12 protein-coding genes are annotated in these 15,369 nt (G+C 61.4%); all 12 read left to right on the forward strand.

What is annotated here, in order from left to right:
- Nucleotides 1–321: 321 nt before the first annotated feature.
- The 12 genes from mraZ (at nt 322) to ABRP98_RS00380 (ending at nt 15,223) form a co-directional block, all read left to right on the forward strand.
- On the forward strand, nt 322–756 hold the full coding sequence (gene mraZ / locus ABRP98_RS00325; RefSeq protein WP_034654127.1) for a division/cell wall cluster transcriptional repressor MraZ: 435 nt from the start codon (nt 322–324) through the stop codon (nt 754–756).
- Between the two features lie 168 nt (nt 757–924).
- Entirely contained in the window at nt 925–1,965 is a 1,041-nt protein-coding gene (gene rsmH / locus ABRP98_RS00330) for a 16S rRNA (cytosine(1402)-N(4))-methyltransferase RsmH (RefSeq protein WP_349856982.1), read from the forward strand.
- A complete protein-coding gene (gene ftsL / locus ABRP98_RS00335) occupies nt 1,962–2,792 on the forward strand; it encodes a cell division protein FtsL (protein ID WP_349856983.1) in 831 nt (276 codons plus the stop codon). The genes rsmH and ftsL overlap by 4 nt, the downstream gene beginning before the upstream one ends.
- A gap of 211 nt (nt 2,793–3,003) precedes the next feature.
- Nucleotides 3,004–4,872: a peptidoglycan D,D-transpeptidase FtsI family protein gene (locus ABRP98_RS00340; RefSeq protein WP_349857057.1), complete on the forward strand. Its 1,869-nt coding sequence runs from the start codon at nt 3,004–3,006 to the stop codon at nt 4,870–4,872.
- Between the two features lie 9 nt (nt 4,873–4,881).
- Nucleotides 4,882–6,417 carry a UDP-N-acetylmuramoyl-L-alanyl-D-glutamate--2,6-diaminopimelate ligase gene (locus ABRP98_RS00345; protein WP_349856984.1) on the forward strand — a complete coding sequence of 512 codons (1,536 nt, stop codon included), beginning with the start codon at nt 4,882–4,884 and terminating at the stop codon, nt 6,415–6,417.
- 2 nt (nt 6,418–6,419) lie between these two features.
- On the forward strand, nt 6,420–7,949 hold the full coding sequence (locus tag ABRP98_RS00350) for a UDP-N-acetylmuramoyl-tripeptide--D-alanyl-D-alanine ligase (RefSeq protein ID WP_349856985.1): 1,530 nt from the start codon (nt 6,420–6,422) through the stop codon (nt 7,947–7,949).
- A 30-nt stretch (nt 7,950–7,979) separates the two neighbouring features.
- On the forward strand, nt 7,980–9,092 hold the full coding sequence (gene mraY / locus ABRP98_RS00355) for a phospho-N-acetylmuramoyl-pentapeptide-transferase (protein ID WP_005278411.1): 1,113 nt from the start codon (nt 7,980–7,982) through the stop codon (nt 9,090–9,092).
- A gap of 39 nt (nt 9,093–9,131) precedes the next feature.
- On the forward strand, nt 9,132–10,529 hold the full coding sequence (gene murD, locus ABRP98_RS00360; protein ID WP_349856986.1) for a UDP-N-acetylmuramoyl-L-alanine--D-glutamate ligase: 1,398 nt from the start codon (nt 9,132–9,134) through the stop codon (nt 10,527–10,529).
- A 25-nt stretch (nt 10,530–10,554) separates the two neighbouring features.
- Complete coding sequence (locus ABRP98_RS00365) at nt 10,555–11,958, forward strand: FtsW/RodA/SpoVE family cell cycle protein (protein ID WP_349838865.1); 1,404 nt, start codon at nt 10,555–10,557, stop codon at nt 11,956–11,958.
- Nucleotides 11,959–11,978: 20 nt separating this feature from the next.
- Nucleotides 11,979–13,088 carry an undecaprenyldiphospho-muramoylpentapeptide beta-N-acetylglucosaminyltransferase gene (murG, locus tag ABRP98_RS00370; protein WP_349856987.1) on the forward strand — a complete coding sequence of 370 codons (1,110 nt, stop codon included), beginning with the start codon at nt 11,979–11,981 and terminating at the stop codon, nt 13,086–13,088.
- Nucleotides 13,089–14,552 carry a UDP-N-acetylmuramate--L-alanine ligase gene (murC, locus tag ABRP98_RS00375; RefSeq protein WP_349856988.1) on the forward strand — a complete coding sequence of 488 codons (1,464 nt, stop codon included), beginning with the start codon at nt 13,089–13,091 and terminating at the stop codon, nt 14,550–14,552.
- Complete coding sequence (locus tag ABRP98_RS00380) at nt 14,552–15,223, forward strand: cell division protein FtsQ/DivIB (RefSeq protein WP_349856989.1); 672 nt, start codon at nt 14,552–14,554, stop codon at nt 15,221–15,223. The genes murC and ABRP98_RS00380 overlap by 1 nt, the downstream gene beginning before the upstream one ends.
- The last annotated feature ends 146 nt before the right edge of the window (nt 15,224–15,369 follow it).

Raw genomic sequence — 15,369 nt, forward strand, 5'->3', positions numbered from 1 at the left:
GGGGCTGGAGGGGGAAATACCTGGGCTCTATGCAGGCAATGCGCTGTAAGTGGCGTATGGGGTGAAGTAATTTTGATGTTGTAGGTGGGATTAAAGGGGTGGATCTCCGGGGTTGTCAAGGTGGGGCGCGGGAAATCTGCCCACCGTAAAAACACCCTTTTAACTGCACATACGGTTTGAGTTATTAAGAATATAGCGATTTAAGTGGGGCATGTGGGGGAAAGTGGGGTAGAGTGGGGCGCAGCGGAGGAATGGGGTTGAAAAACTCTCTTCTGACGTGAGGGAATCCGGAGTTGTCGAGTGAGGAAGGTGGACGCCGGGATGTTTCTCGGAACCTACACTCCGAAACTTGATGACAAAGGGCGCTTAACGCTTCCTGCAAAATTTCGTGATGAACTCGCAGGTGGCCTGATGGTCACTAAGGGGCAAGACCATTCTTTGGCCGTGTACCCGCGCGAAGAGTTCGCCGAACGCGCACGGAAGGCTGCGGCGGTTTCTCGAACCAATCCGGAAGCACGCGCTTTCATTCGTAACTTGGCGGCAAGTGCGGACGAACAGCGGCCCGACGGGCATGGTCGCATCACCTTGTCCGCAGGTCACCGTGAGTACGCGGGCTTGTCCAAAGAGTGCGTGGTGGTTGGCTCGGTAGATTTCCTTGAAATTTGGGATGCAGCCGCGTGGGCTGAGTATCAATCGCAAACTGAAGATGCTTATTCGGCAGCAGATGCCGATGACGTACTTGCGGGCTTGCTGTAGAAGCCCGCATCTCGAGTGCGTGTAAGGACTCTGTCCGAGGCGGATGATTCTGGTGTACTTCCCCGATATCAGAAACCTGCCTCGGACAGGGCCCTATATGCACTCGTCGTGCTTTCCACGATAGGAAGTCCTGCACAGCGGAAATAAGAAAGGGGGACGCGGGGAGACATGGCTACAACTGACCTTAATTACGATGTGGCGGATAACCACGGCCATGTGCCGGTCATGCGCGAGCGCATGGCAGAGCTCCTGCGCCCCGGGGTAGAGGATGCGGGCTCGCAGGCTGTGCTTGTCGATGCCACCTTGGGCGCCGGCGGCCACAGCGAGTACTTCCTCCAGACCTTTCCGCAGGCGCGCGTTATCGGTGTGGATCGCGATGAGCAGGCATTGCGCAATGCTTCGGCCAGGCTAGAGCCCTTTGGCCCGCGTTTTTGCGCGGTTAATGCTCGCTTCGATGAGCTCGGCACCGCCATTGCCCAGGGTGAGGGCGATATCTTTGAAACTGCCCGCGCCCACGGTATTGCGGGAGCCCTCTTTGATTTGGGTGTTTCTTCCATGCAGCTGGATCAGGCAGAGCGCGGCTTTGCCTATAAGACGGATGCGCCGCTGGATATGCGGATGGATCCGAGCCATGGGCTTACCGCCGCTGACGTACTCAATACGTATTCGCACGGGGACTTGGCGCGGATTCTTAAGACCTATGGTGACGAGCGCTTCGCAGGCAAGATTGCCTCCGCCGTGCTCAAGGAGCGCGAGAAGGAACCTTTTAGCACCTCGGGCCGACTAGTTGAGCTTCTTTACTCGACCATTCCGGCGGCAACGCGCCGCACGGGTGGGCATCCCGCAAAGCGCACATTCCAAGCGCTGCGGGTAGAGGTAAACCGCGAGTTGGAGGCCATTGAAAATGTGCTTCCCGTTATTACAAATGCGCTTTCCATTGGGGCGCGCGCGGTCTTTATGAGCTACCAGTCCTTAGAAGACCGCCTCGTAAAAGCGGCATTCAAGGACCTTTCTACGTCCACCACGCCTGCCGGCTTGCCGATGGACCTGCCGGGTACCGCACCGGAATTCGCCACGGTTACCCGTGGGGCCGAAAAGGCATCTCAGGCGGAAGTAGAAGAAAATTCCCGCGCCGCGTCGGTGCGCGTGCGCGCCCTAGAACGGCTTGAAGGCACGCCAGAATTTTTACCCCCGGGAGGCAAGAAATGAGCACCATCCCACGCCGAAACCAGCACTTAACGGATAGCCGCGACAGAGAGGCCACTCGCAGCATGGGCGCCAGCCGAGACTTCACCACCGGAATCGATACGGGAGCGCCCACCGCAGTGCGCGAGCGCACCTCCACCAGGACCACTGGCAAAACGGTGCGCCGCGCGGCCCCCAGCCGTACCCGGGTGCCGCACCGCGGGCCGAACCGGCTTGGTTCGAAGCAGGTCGTCAGCTTCCGCGGCCGGCGGCTGCAACAGCAGACGAAGCAGAATAACGCTTTTGTCCGAGTTGCCGTCTTGGCCGTTACCTTGCTCATTGGCGGGGTAGTGCTGGCCATGTGGCTCTCGGGTTTGTCCACCTCGCAGACGTTTAAAATCCAGCAGCTGACGGTGCAGGAATCGCAGTTGGATAATCAGATTGAATCGCTGAATCGGGACGCCGAAAACTTGAGCTCCTCGGCTGATATTGCCCGCCGCGCGGATGAATTGGGCATGGCAGTGCCCAAGCAACCCGGCGTGACTGAGGTAGGCGGGGATGGAGAGATCATCGCCAAGCGCGAAGGCACCCCGGATACGGAAAAGCTTATCGATGTCAACGGTGAACCCATCCGCCCGGGCCAAGCCTCGAGCGATCCAAAGGATACGGAGGGGATGTCTGATTCTCTCAACGCCGTGCCGCGCGGACAGCAGCAACATGCCCGCGGCAACGATGCGGACGAGAACCGGGATGAGCACCGCGGCAGCGATGACGACGATAACCGCGATAACGCCAGCGATAGTCGCCCCAACCTTCCCGCCCGCGCGCCGTACACCAGCCAGGCCGATTAAACGGACAGAATAAGTGGTGAAATTCTCTGTGCTCGCGCGTGGTAGCGCGGGCACTGCCCATCTTGTAGGGCACAATCGATACACGCAAGAACCTGTGGCGGCGAAGGGAAGGTGACTGAGCACCGTGACTGCACCGAATAATGGTGGCAACCGTGGACACCGTCCGCGGCCGCGCCGCGCTGCTAGCTCTGTTGTGCCCCAAAAAGCGATCATGCGCCAGCGCCTGCGCATCATTTTGACCTGTGTTGTCGTCGCCACCGTCGCTTTGGGCGGCCGCCTTGCTTGGGTGCAATTGGTCTGGGGCCCAGACCTTGCGGCGAAGGCCGTTACCCAGCGCGAACGCGTCTACATCGACCCCGCCCGCAGGGGGGAGATCCTGGACCGGGATGGTCAGCGTTTGGCCTATACGATGAAGTCTCGTTCTTTGACTGTCTCTCCCACGCGCCTGCGCGATGAACTTAAAGAGCAGGCGAAGATGGAAGCCACGTCCGAGGGAAAACTCGAGGGCATGGATGAGAGCAAAAAAGATGAGTACCTCACCAAACAATTGGAGGAGAAGCTCAAGGAGATGGCTGAGGGTATCCCGAAGATGATTGAGGATTCGGGTGCCTCTGCCTCCAAGGTGGATGCGGACGATATTAAAAACAAGCTCAAAGCCGATACGCAGTACGAGGTTTTGGTCCGCAATGTGGATCCGGATGTTGCCGTAGAGATTTCCAATAAGTACCACGGTGTGGCAGCTGACCGGCAGGATATCCGCCAGTACCCGAATGGGGCGATTGCAGAAAACGTCGTGGGCAAGGTCTCGATGGATGGCCACGGTCAATTTGGCTTTGAGGCGGCCCGCGATACCGAGCTGACCGGCATCGATGGGCAGTCAACGGAGGATGTCTCCACCGATGGGCAGGTTATCCCCGGCACGCTGCGCGATGTCGTGGATGCCGTTGACGGCCGCGATGTCACTCTCACCCTCGATTTGGATCTGCAGACTTACGTCCAGCAAAAGCTGGAAAAGGCTAAGGCCAATTCGCAGGCGGAGGGTGCCGAGGCTGTAGTGCTTGATGCCGCGACGGGCCAAGTGCTCGCCATGGCTAATACCGATACGGTGGACCCGAATAAGAATATCGAAGACCAGCTCAAAGAGGGCAAAGACTTTGAGAACCGCAGCATCTCCCACCCCTATGAGCCGGGATCCGTTGCCAAGATAGTGACGGCGGCAGCCGCATTGCAGGAGGGTATCACTACTCCGGATGAGGTGCACCAGGTTCCGGGCTCCATCGACATGGCTGGCGTGACCGTCAACGATGCCTGGACTCACGGCACCGAGCCGTATACCACCACCGGCATCTTTGGTAAGTCCTCCAACGTGGGCACCTTGATGATCGCGGATAAGCTCGGGCCTGAGAAGTATGCGGAGTACCTGAAGAAGTTTGGCTTGGGCGCTAACACGGGCATTGAGCTGCCGAATGAATCCGCCGGCACGGTGCCAGACCAAGAGCAGTGGTCAGGCGGCACCTTTGCCAACTTGCCCATCGGCCAAGGTCAGGCGTGGACGACGCTGCAGATGGCTAGCGTGTACCAAGCGTTGGCCAATGGCGGCGAGCGCATCGAACCGCGCATCATCGACGAGATCAAAGACCCCGATGGCGAAACGGAAAAGCTGCCCGAGCCAAAGAAGACCCAGGTAGTAGACAAGGAAACCGCCAAAACTACGGTGGATATGTTCCGCGCCGTCTTCCAAGATGACGATGCCGGGGTGCAAAACGGTACGGCCGCTAATGCCCAATTGGATGGCTACCAGCTCTCCGGCAAGACCGGCACCGCGCAGAAGGTGGACCCGAATTCCGGGGCGTATTCTAATTCCGCGTACTGGATTACCTTCGCGGGCATTGCGCCTGCCGATGACCCACGTTTCGTCGTCGCAGTCATGCTCGATGAGCCCAAGTCCGGCGTGGAAGACAATGGTGGTGGCGGCCAGTCCGCGGCCCCAATCTTCCGGGATATTTCTTCCTGGCTGCTCAATCGCGACAATATTCCGACCTCGACACCAGCGCCGCGGATGACCCTGCGGGAACAATAGGAGCTTGAAATGTCTGTTTCCTTAGAAAAACTTGCGCAGCTTTCGCACGGACGCGTCATCGGTGATGGCACCGTTGAGGTCAGCGCGTGCGGATTGGATTCCACCAGCCTTCCCGAAGGCGCATTATTTGCCGCCCTTCCGGGCACGCGCGTGCACGGCGCGCAGTTCGTCGGGGATACCAAGGCGGGCGCGGTGCTTACCGATGCCCCCGGGCTCGACCACCTTCGCCAGGCTAACGAGACTCGGCCGATCATCGTGGTAGACGATATTCGCGCCGTCTTAGGCCCCATCGCGGCAGAAATCTATGGGCACCCCACTCGCGATCTCACGGTCTTGGGGATTACCGGCACGTCCGGCAAGACGACGACTAGTTACTTGTTGGAGGCTGGTCTCTTGCAGGCTGGCCACTCCGTAGGCCTTATCGGCACGACCGGCACTCGCATCAATCGCACGCCGGTGCCCACCTCCTTGACCACGCCGGAAGCCCCACGGCTGCAAGAGCTTTTCGCCCGCATGAAGGACGAGGGTGTTACCCACGTAGTCATGGAGGTTTCCTCCCACGCTTTGGAGCTCGGCCGCGTGCGCGGCACCAACTTTGCCGTGGCTGGGTTCAGCAACCTCAGCCAGGACCACCTGGATTTCCATCCCACGATGGAGGAGTACTTTTCGGCCAAGTCCCGGCTATTCCTAGGTGAGCAGGCCGCCGAGCGCGCGGTCATCTGCGTTGATGATGAGTGGGGTGAGCGCCTGCGGGGAATGGTAGAAGACGCGGATACCCCGAGTACGACGGTGGCAACGCGCGCAGGCGATGCCACGATCTCCGCCCAGCAGACGGCCACCGAGGCTACCGGTGCACAGGAGGTTGACCTCAAACTAGACGGCACCGATTTTTCCTTCCGGTTGCCATTGCCAGGTGAGTTCAATATCGCTAATGCCGCGCTTGCACTGGGAATGGCCACTGCCGTGGGCGAAGACCCGCAGGTCTTTTTGACCGGCGTGGAAAACGTCGCCGTTCCGGGGCGCATGGAAAGAATCGACCGCGGTCAGGACTTCGTGGCCGTAGTGGATTATGCCCACAAGCCCGCAGCCATTGCTGCAGTGCTCGATACCCTGCGCCTGCAATTGGAGGGCACCTCCGGGCGAGTGGGTGTCGTCGTCGGCGCCGGCGGTGACCGCGATAGCACCAAGCGCCCGATTATGGGAGAGGCTGCGGCCACCCGGGCGGATCTCACGGTGGTCACCGATGATAACCCGCGCACCGAAGACCCCGCCGCAATCCGCGCGGCGGTTATCCAGGGCGCCCGGGAGGCTGCGCCGGACGCCGATATCCGAGAGCAGGGCTCGCGCGCACGCGCCATTGATGAAGTCGTGGATTGGGCGCAGCCGGGCGATGCCATCATCGTCGTCGGCAAGGGCCACGAGGTAGGCCAGCTTGTGGGCGAGCGCACCCTGCACTTTGATGACCGAGAGGAAATGGCGCGCGCCATTGAGGAAAAGCTGGCGGGAACGGCGCATCGCGATACTCTTAGGGATACGAAGGAGTAGTAATGATTCCACTTTCTATTGGAGATATCGCCGCGATAACCGGCGGTAGCCTGGATAGCGTTGATGATCCCGATGAACGCGTGACCGGTTTCGTGGAGTTTGACTCGCGCAAGGTCACCAGCGGCAGCTTGTTCGTAGCCCTGCCGGGTGCCCGCGTCGATGGCCATGATTTTGCTGAAAAAGCCATAGAACAAGGAGCCGTGGCCGTGCTGGCCGCTCGGCCGGTGGGGGTACCGGCGGTCATCGTCAAGCCCCAAGGCCGCGTGACTGGTGATTCCGCGAATGCGGATATTTATGCCAATGATGAGGATGGATCAGCCGCGGCCGTGATCGGGGCATTATCCGATCTCGCACGCGAGGTGACCTCCCGCCTCGCCGCAGAGCAGGGCCTGGATATCGTCGGCGTTACCGGCTCCGCGGGCAAGACCTCTACCAAGGATTTGCTCGCTACGATCTTCCGCGCCGAGGGCGAAACCGTCGCCCCGCCCGGCTCTTTCAATAACGAGGTGGGCCTTCCCTATACCGCCCTGCGCTGCGATGAGCATACGCGTTTCCTCGTGGCGGAAATGTCTGCGCGCGGGATTGGCCATATTCGCCACTTGACCGAGATCACGGCCCCTACGGTGGGCGTGGTGCTCAACGTGGGCACTGCCCACCTGGGGGAGTTTGGTTCGCGCGAAAATATCGCTCAGGCCAAGGGCGAGCTCATTGAGGCCCTGCCCGCCGCAGCAGATGGCGGGGTAGCGGTGCTGAATGCGGACGATCCCTTCGTGGCTTCTATGGCACCGCGCACGCAGGCCAAGGTGGTATTTTATTCCGCCAATCGCCCGCAGGCCGCGGATGCGCAGTACTATGCCACAGACATTGAGCTTGACGATGTCGCCCGTCCGTCCTTTACCTTCCATGCCCCTGGCGTCGCGCCGATGGAGATTAAGCTGCAGGTCTTTGGAAAGCACCAGGTCTCCAACGCCCTGGCTGCGGCCGCAGCGGCCATCGAATCGGGCGTGGAACCCACGGTTGTCGCGCGTGCGCTCAGCGGACACCAGACGAGTTCGGCGCACCGTATGGACGTGCGCACCCGCCGCGATGGCGTCACCGTCATCGATGACTCCTATAATGCCAACCCGGATTCGATGCACGCGGCGATTGCCGCCTTGGCCTATACCTCCGCGGCCCGTCCCGATGCCCGCTCCATCGCGGTGCTCGGTGAGATGGGCGAGCTTGGAGGCGAAGCCGTCGAAGCCCACCGCATTCTTGGATCGGTGCTCTCGAAGTACCATGTGGATCACCTCGTCGCGGTAGGAGAAGGAGCCCATACCGTAGCCATGGCGGAGGCCGCGCACGCCCACGGCATCCAGACTGAACTTTGCCCCGATATTGAGGCCGCGACGGCGGCCGTGGACAATATCCTGCGGGTAGCCCCTGCTGGGGTGGAGGATTGGTTCGCGCGCATGGCCAAGGACGTCGTCCTCGTGAAATCCTCGAATGCCCAGCGCCTGTGGCGCGTGGCAGAACAGCTCAATCGCCGATAGTCCCTATCTCAAGGAGAAAGATCTCTAGCAATGACTCAGATCATTATCGCGGGCGTCGTTAGTTTCCTCGTCGCGATTTTTACCACCCCAGTTTTGGTTCGGTATTTTTCTGGCGTCGGAAAAGGCCAAGAAATCCGCGAAGACGGCCCGCAGCTCCACCTGCGTAAGCGGGGCACCCCGACGATGGGCGGACTGGCGATCCTGCTGGCCATCACCGTGGCCTACCTCATCGTGGGAATTTATGCCCGCGCGACAGGCAACGGTGGATTTAGCCCCTCGGGGTTATTGGTCTACTTCTTGACTATGGGACTCGGCGGACTGGGTTTTGCCGATGACTTCATCAAGCTGTTTAAAAAGCGCAACCTCGGCCTTAATAAAACAGCGAAGCTGGTAGGACAGCTGGCCATCGCGCTCATCTTCGGCATCCTCGCCCTACAATTCCCGGATGCCAATGGGCTGACCCCGGCCTCGACCAACCTGTCCTTCGTCCGCGATTTCGACACCTTCGATATCGCCGTCGGCGGCGCCGTTATTGGCACGATCATCTTCTTGGTCTTTTTGTACCTGCTCATCGCCGCGTGGTCGAATGCGGTCAACCTGACCGATGGCCTGGACGGCCTCGCCGCCGGTACCACTGCCATGGTGATGGGTGCCTATACGCTGATTAGCTTCTGGCAGTTCCGCAACTCGTGCTCGATTTCCCCGGCCGCCGGCTGCTACGAGGTCCGCGATCCTCTTGACCTCGCGGTTCTCGCGGCCGCGGGCCTAGGCGGTTGCCTCGGCTTCCTGTGGTGGAATGCCGCACCGGCGAAAATCTTCATGGGCGATACCGGTTCGCTCGCGCTCGGTGGCCTCGTCGCCGGCCTTTCTGTGACCACCCGCACCGAGCTGCTGATGATCATCATCGGCGCCATCTTCGTCATCGAGACGGTCTCCGTAGTCATCCAGATCGTGGTCTTCCGCACGACGGGCAAGCGCTTTTTCCGCATGGCGCCCATCCACCACCACTTTGAAAACGGCGGCTGGGCCGAAACCGCGGTTGTCACCCGTTTCTGGCTATTAAGCGCAATGGCCGCAATGGCGGGCATCTGCATCTTCTACGGCGATTGGCTCTCTGCAGTCAGCTTTGGAAACCTGCAATAAAGTTTTGACACTAGATACTTAAGGATTGAGGCACTCATCATGGCTGAGCTACCACCTTTTCTGCGCGGGCGCGTCCTCGTCGCAGGAGCCGGCGTCTCTGGCCGTGGGTGCGTGGCGATGCTCGCGCGCCTAGGCGTAGATACCACCGTTGCCGATTCCAACGCAGCGGCCCTAGCAGCCTTGGCGGAAGAGTTCGGCGTGGCGACGGTATCAACCGACGCCCCGGCACCGGGCGAGTATGACCTGGTGGTGACCTCGCCGGGATGGCGGCCCGATTCCGCCCTCTTAGATTCCTTCCAGGCCGCAGGTGTGGAGGTCATCGGCGATGTCGAGCTGGCCTACCGTCTCGATCGCGCTGAGATCTTCGGCCCACCTCGCACCTGGCTCGTTGTTACCGGCACGAATGGCAAGACCACTACCACGGGAATGCTGACCCAGATTATGCAGGCCGATACCGCCCGCAGCGGGTTGCGTGCCCAAGCCGTGGGCAATATTGGGGTCTCGCTTTTTGATGCCCTGACCGCCACCCCGCGGGTAGACGTGCTGTGCGCCGAGCTTTCGTCCTTCCAATTGCACTGGTCCAGCGAGCTGCGCCCCGATGTCGGCGTGCTGCTCAACGTGGCCGAAGACCACTTGGATTGGCACGGGTCCTTCGATGCCTATGCCCGCGCCAAGGTCAAGGCGCTGCACGGCACCCGCGCCGTGGTGGGCAAGGACGATGCCGCGGCGGGCAGCTACGCCGAAGGAATCGACGGCGTGTACGGCTTTACCGCCGGCGAACCGGTTACCGGTGAGGTAGGGGTGAGCGCCGGGCGCCTGGTCTCCAAGCTGGACGGCGAGGACGCCATAGATCTCGCCTCTGCCGAGGGAATCGAGCCGGCGGGCCTTGCAGGTGTCCTCGACGCGGCGGCGGCCGCGAGTGTGGCGCGGTTGGCGGGTGCCAGCCCCGCCGCCATCAAGGAAGGCCTGGCCGCCTACGCGGTGGCTGGTCACCGCGGCGCCGTGGTACACGAGTACGGCGGGATTTCCTTTATCGATAATTCCAAGGCCACCAACCCGCATGCGGCCGATGCTGCCCTAGAGGGATTCGATTCTGTTGTCTGGGTCGCCGGCGGGCAGCTTAAGGGAGCGGATGTGGATGAGCTCATCGCTACTCACGCCGCGCGGTTGAAGGCGGCGGTGCTGGTGGGCATCGACAAGAGCATTATCGCTAAAGCGCTGGCCCGCCGCGCCCCGCAAACCCCGGTTGAGCTCATCGAGGCTACCGACCCGGAGGCGGCGATGAACGCTGCAGTGCGCGCCGCCGCGCAACACGCCGAGGCGGGCGATACCGTCCTCTTGGCACCGGCTGCGGCATCGTTGGATATGTATACCGGAATGGCCCAACGCGGCGACCTTTTCGCCGCAGCGGCGCGGGATATCGCCCGCGCGCATTAGACCTTTTTAAAAATTAGGAGACTTCATGACGGCCACCTCCCCGCAGCGCCCCCGGGCAAAGAGCCTGCGCGAGCGCATTAGTGATGTGCGCGAACAAGCCCGCCAACAAGCCGGGCTGGATTATCAGCTGCTGCGCCTGATTATCTTCTCGCTCATTGGCATTGGCGTGGTTATGGTCTTTTCCTCGTCCATGGCTACGTCGCTGACAGAAGATGGTGGCGTGTGGAACCAGGCGCTGCGGCAAACCGCCATGGTCATCATTGGTTTGGGCGCATTCTGGCTCGGCCTGAAGGTTTCCCCGCATACGCTGCGCAAATTCATCCCGTGGCTTTTGGCCCTTTCTATTTTGCTGTTGATCGCGGTGCTCATCCCGGGCGTCGGTACGGGCCGCGAGGAGGTCGGCTCCCAGTCGTGGATTTATATCGGCCCGATTTCCCTGCAGCCTTCCGAGCTGGCGCGCATCACGGTAGGAATGTTCGGCGCCTCGGTCTTGGCGGATAAGGAACACCATTCCCTCAAGCTCTCGGACCCGTTCATGATGTACTCGCTCATCGCGGGCTTGATGTTCCTGCTCATTGTGGGACAGGGTGACTTGGGCATGGCCTTGTCCTTTGCCCTCGTGGTGGTTTTCACGCTCTTTTTCGCTGGTGTTAACCGCCGCGTGCCCATCATCATCGGCATTCTCTGTGCGCTGGGCTTGGTCGCCGTCTTCCTCATCGGCGGCTTCCGCTCCCACCGTTTCCACACCTATTTCGATGCACTTTTTGGCAATATTTCCGATACCCAGGGCACGGGCTTTCAGTCTTACCAGGGCTTTCTTTCGCTTGCCGATGGCGGCTTCTGGGGCGTCGGCCTCGGCCAATCCCGCGCCAAGTGGTTCTACCTGCCTGAAGCCAAGAACGACTTCATCTTCGCCATCGTGGGCGAAGAGCTCGGCCTGTGGGGCGGCGCGCTGGTGATCTTCCTCTTCGCCGCCTTGGGCTATGTGGGGCTGCGCACCGCCACCCGCGCGCAGAACCAGTACCAATCCCTGCTGGCCGCGACGCTGACCATCGGCGTGGTGACCCAGGCGTTTATCAATATTGCCTACGTCGTTGGCTTGTTGCCGGTGACCGGTATTCAGCTGCCGATGATTTCCGCGGGTGGTACGGCGGCAATTATCACGATTGGCTCGATGGGCATTTTGTGCAACGTCGCGCGCCACGAACCGATGCAGATTTCTGCCATGCAGAACTTTGGGCGCCCACTGTTTGATCGCCTCTTTTTCATTGGTGAGCCGCAGCCGCCGACGGCGAGGAAGCCGAAAAAGCGGGGCCGGCATGCTCAGCCGCAGGAGCCCCGTCCGCGGGTGCGCGACGAGCGCTACGGCCGGCCGGTGACCGGAAGTGGGCGGAGGTATCCGCGCGCCGAGCACCGCCCGAGGCGGTAGGCGCTGGTAGCCTTTAGGCTATGAATTCCACGCCATTTTCCGTCGTCCTTGCAGGTGGCGGCACTGCAGGACATATTGAGCCCGCACTTGCCGTCGGTGAAGCTTTACGCGAGCGTTACGGCGCTCGGATTACCGCATTAGGGACCGAAAAGGGGCTGGAAAGCGATATTATTCCCGCCCGCGGCGTGGACCTGCGCCTGATTACCCCCGTGCCGATTCCCCGCAAGGTGAGCACCAACCTGGCCAAGCTGCCTGTCAAGCTCGCACGCTCTGTCCGCCAGGCGCGGAAGGTCTTAAAGGATGTGGAGGCCGATGTCGTATTCGGTACTGGCGGTTACGTCTCTGGGCCCGCCTATATAGCGGCGAAGACCTTAGGCATTCCCTTTTACGTCCTCGAGACCAATGCCCTGGCGGGCATGGCCAATAAGCTGGGCGTCAAGCTCGGCGGCATTGGGCTCAACGCCCACGCCAATTCCGGCATGGAGGGCGAAGTCATCGGCATCCCGGTGCGCCCGAGCCTGGCCGCGGCCGCCGCGGATAAGGACGGGAATACCGCCGCGGATGCCCGCACGAAGTGGGATTTGGCGCAGCTGCCCACCATCCTCATTACCGGGGGCTCCCAGGGCGCAGCCAGCATCAACGGAGCTGTGGCGGGCGCAGCGGAGGACCTCACCAAGGACTTCCAGCTCCTGCACGCCTATGGCAAGAAAAACGAACCGCCCAAGCCGCACCCGAACTACGCCGCTCTGCCGTATATCGATGATATGGCCGGCGCGCTGGCTGCAGCGGACCTTGTGGTGTGCCGCTCGGGCGCGATGACGGTGGCTGAGGTTACCGCCGTGGGCCTTCCCGCAATCTACGTCCCGCTGCCGCACGGCAACGGCGAGCAAGCGTTGAACTCGCGCGAAATGGTAGAAGCCGGCGCTGCGGTGCAGATTCCCGATGCCGAGTTGGATCCCGAGCGCCTTATCGAAGAGGTCCGCGCCATCCTTGATAACCCAGAGCGCCTAGAATCCATGACGCGGGCCGCAGACCAGTCCACAGCGGGGGATGCGGCGCATATCATCGCTGATCGCATCGCTACCCGCGTGCAGGACGCAGAACTGCAGGCAGGAAAGAAGGATAAGTAAATGACCGATCCCGCACAGTACGATCTCAGCCGCGTCCACCTCATTGGCATCGGCGGCTCTGGGATGTCGGGTCTGGCCCGCATCCTCGCCGCACGCGGCGCCGTCGTTACCGGTTCCGATGTGAAGGACTCCACCGCAGTGGAGGTATTGCGTTCCATGGGCGCCAAGGTAGCCATCGGCCACGCTGCGGAAAACCTCAAGCTTTCCGGCGAGCTGCCCACCACCGTCGTCACCTCCTTCGCGGCGATTCCGCAGGATAACCCAGAGCTCGTCGCCGCGCGTGAAAATAATATTCCGCTCATCCGCCGCTCGGACCTGCTTGCCGCGCTGATGGAGGGGCACAGCCAGGTGCTGCTGGCGGGCACGCACGGCAAGACCTCAACAACCTCGATGGCCGTGAGCGCCATGCAGCACGCGGGGTTGGATCCCTCCTTTGCCATCGGCGGTCAGCTCAATCGCGCCGGCACCAATGCACACGGTGGCACCGGCGAGGCCTTTGTTGCCGAGGCTGATGAGTCCGATGCCTCGCTCTTGCGCTATAGCCCCGATATCGCCGTCATTACCAACGCGGAGCCGGACCACCTTGACTATTTCCCCTCCGCGGACGCCTATTTCAAGGTTTTTGCGGACTTCGCGGACTTGGTCACCCCGGAAACCGGTTACCTCGTTGTGTGCGCAGAGGACGAGCACGCCGCCGAGATCGGTGAGCAGGCGCTTAACCGCGGCATTAACGTCATCGGCTATGGCGGCGCGGAGACGGCGCGCACCACCTCCGTGCCGCTTGCCGCAACGTTGACCGCGGAGGAGACCACCGCCGCCGGCATGGCGTGCACGGTGCAACTTTCCCTGCCCGGCGTGGAGGAATCCGTGAGCTACCAGCTGCAGATCCCCGGCCACCACATGGTGCTCAACTCCATGGCGGCGCTTATCGCCGGCGTGCTTTCGGGCGGCGAGCCCAGCACCATCGCGGAGGGACTCGCGGATTTCAGCGGCGTGCGCCGCCGCTTTGAGTACCGGGGCAGCGTGGACTGGCAGGGCGGTAGCGTCCGCGTCTTCGACGATTATGCCCACCATCCCACCGAGGTTGCCGCGGTGCTGCGGGCCGCGCGCGCTAAGGTCGCGGCCGAAGGCAATGGGGGTCGCGTCATCGCCTGTTTCCAACCGCACCTGTACTCGCGCACCATGGAATTCGACGCCGAGTTTGCGCAGGCGCTTGCGTTTGCCGATGCCGCCGTTGTACTCGATATCTACGGCGCCCGCGAGCAACCCGTGGAAGGCATTACCTCGCGCATTATTACCAATAAGATGCCGGAAGAGATGGAGGTTATCTTCGAGCCAGACTTTTCCGCCGCGGCCAAGGACGTGGTCTCCATCGCACAGCCGGGCGATATCATCTTGACCATTGGCGCCGGTTCTATCACCCTCGTGGCCGCGGAAATCCTCGATGAATTGCGGGCGCACTAGTGCGGGTGTCGAAGAAACTCATTTTCGGCATCGTCGGTGGCCTGCTCGCCCTCGTGCTGCTGGTGGCCATCGCGGTGTGGGCGCTGCCCATCTTTAAGGTGAAAAATTTTGAGGTAGAAGGCGTGCACCAACTCGATGCCGCCCAGGTGCAGGAGGCCGCAGGCGTGCCCGAGGGCGAAAATCTCTTGCGGGTGGACGCGCACGCGGCCGCCAGTGGAGTCGCCGGCTTGGACTGGGCGGATTCGGTGACGGTCTCGCGTGACCTGCCATCGACCTTGACTATCTCCGTGCAGGAACACAAGCCCGTCGCCTTCGTGAAGCGAGACGACACTACTTTCCTCATCGATGACAAGGGGGAGGAGTTTACCTCCGCAGAGCCTCCCGAAGGTGCGGTGGAACTTGCCGGGGACATCGACAGTGGATCCTCCGAGACCCAAGACGCGGTGGCTGCCATTGCCGCGCTGTCTGATGACGTGCGCCACCAAGTCGCCACCCTCGAAGTCACCGATTCCTATTCCTTGCAGTTCACTACTAAGGATGATCGCCGCATTTTCTGGGGTGCCAGCGATAAAAATAACGATGATAAGGCTCGCGCCTTCGCCACCGTGCTGAAGATGGAGGGCCAAGAATGGAATATCTCTAACCCTGAACTGGTCACTACCCGCGGATAGGGTAGATACCTCGGTGGAGGTTGAGATAGACCCGAAAAATTCCCTGCCGCGCCGCGCCCCCAGCGTATGCGCTGCAGGGTCTTTTATTTTCTCTCTCGGGTGGTGTCAATGGTGCGGAAGTGGCGGACAAAACCGCAGGCCAACAA

Origin of the sequence: Corynebacterium sp. KPL2838 (assembly GCF_040225455.1) — a bacterium.
GTDB classification, from domain to species: domain Bacteria; phylum Actinomycetota; class Actinomycetes; order Mycobacteriales; family Mycobacteriaceae; genus Corynebacterium; species Corynebacterium rhinophilum.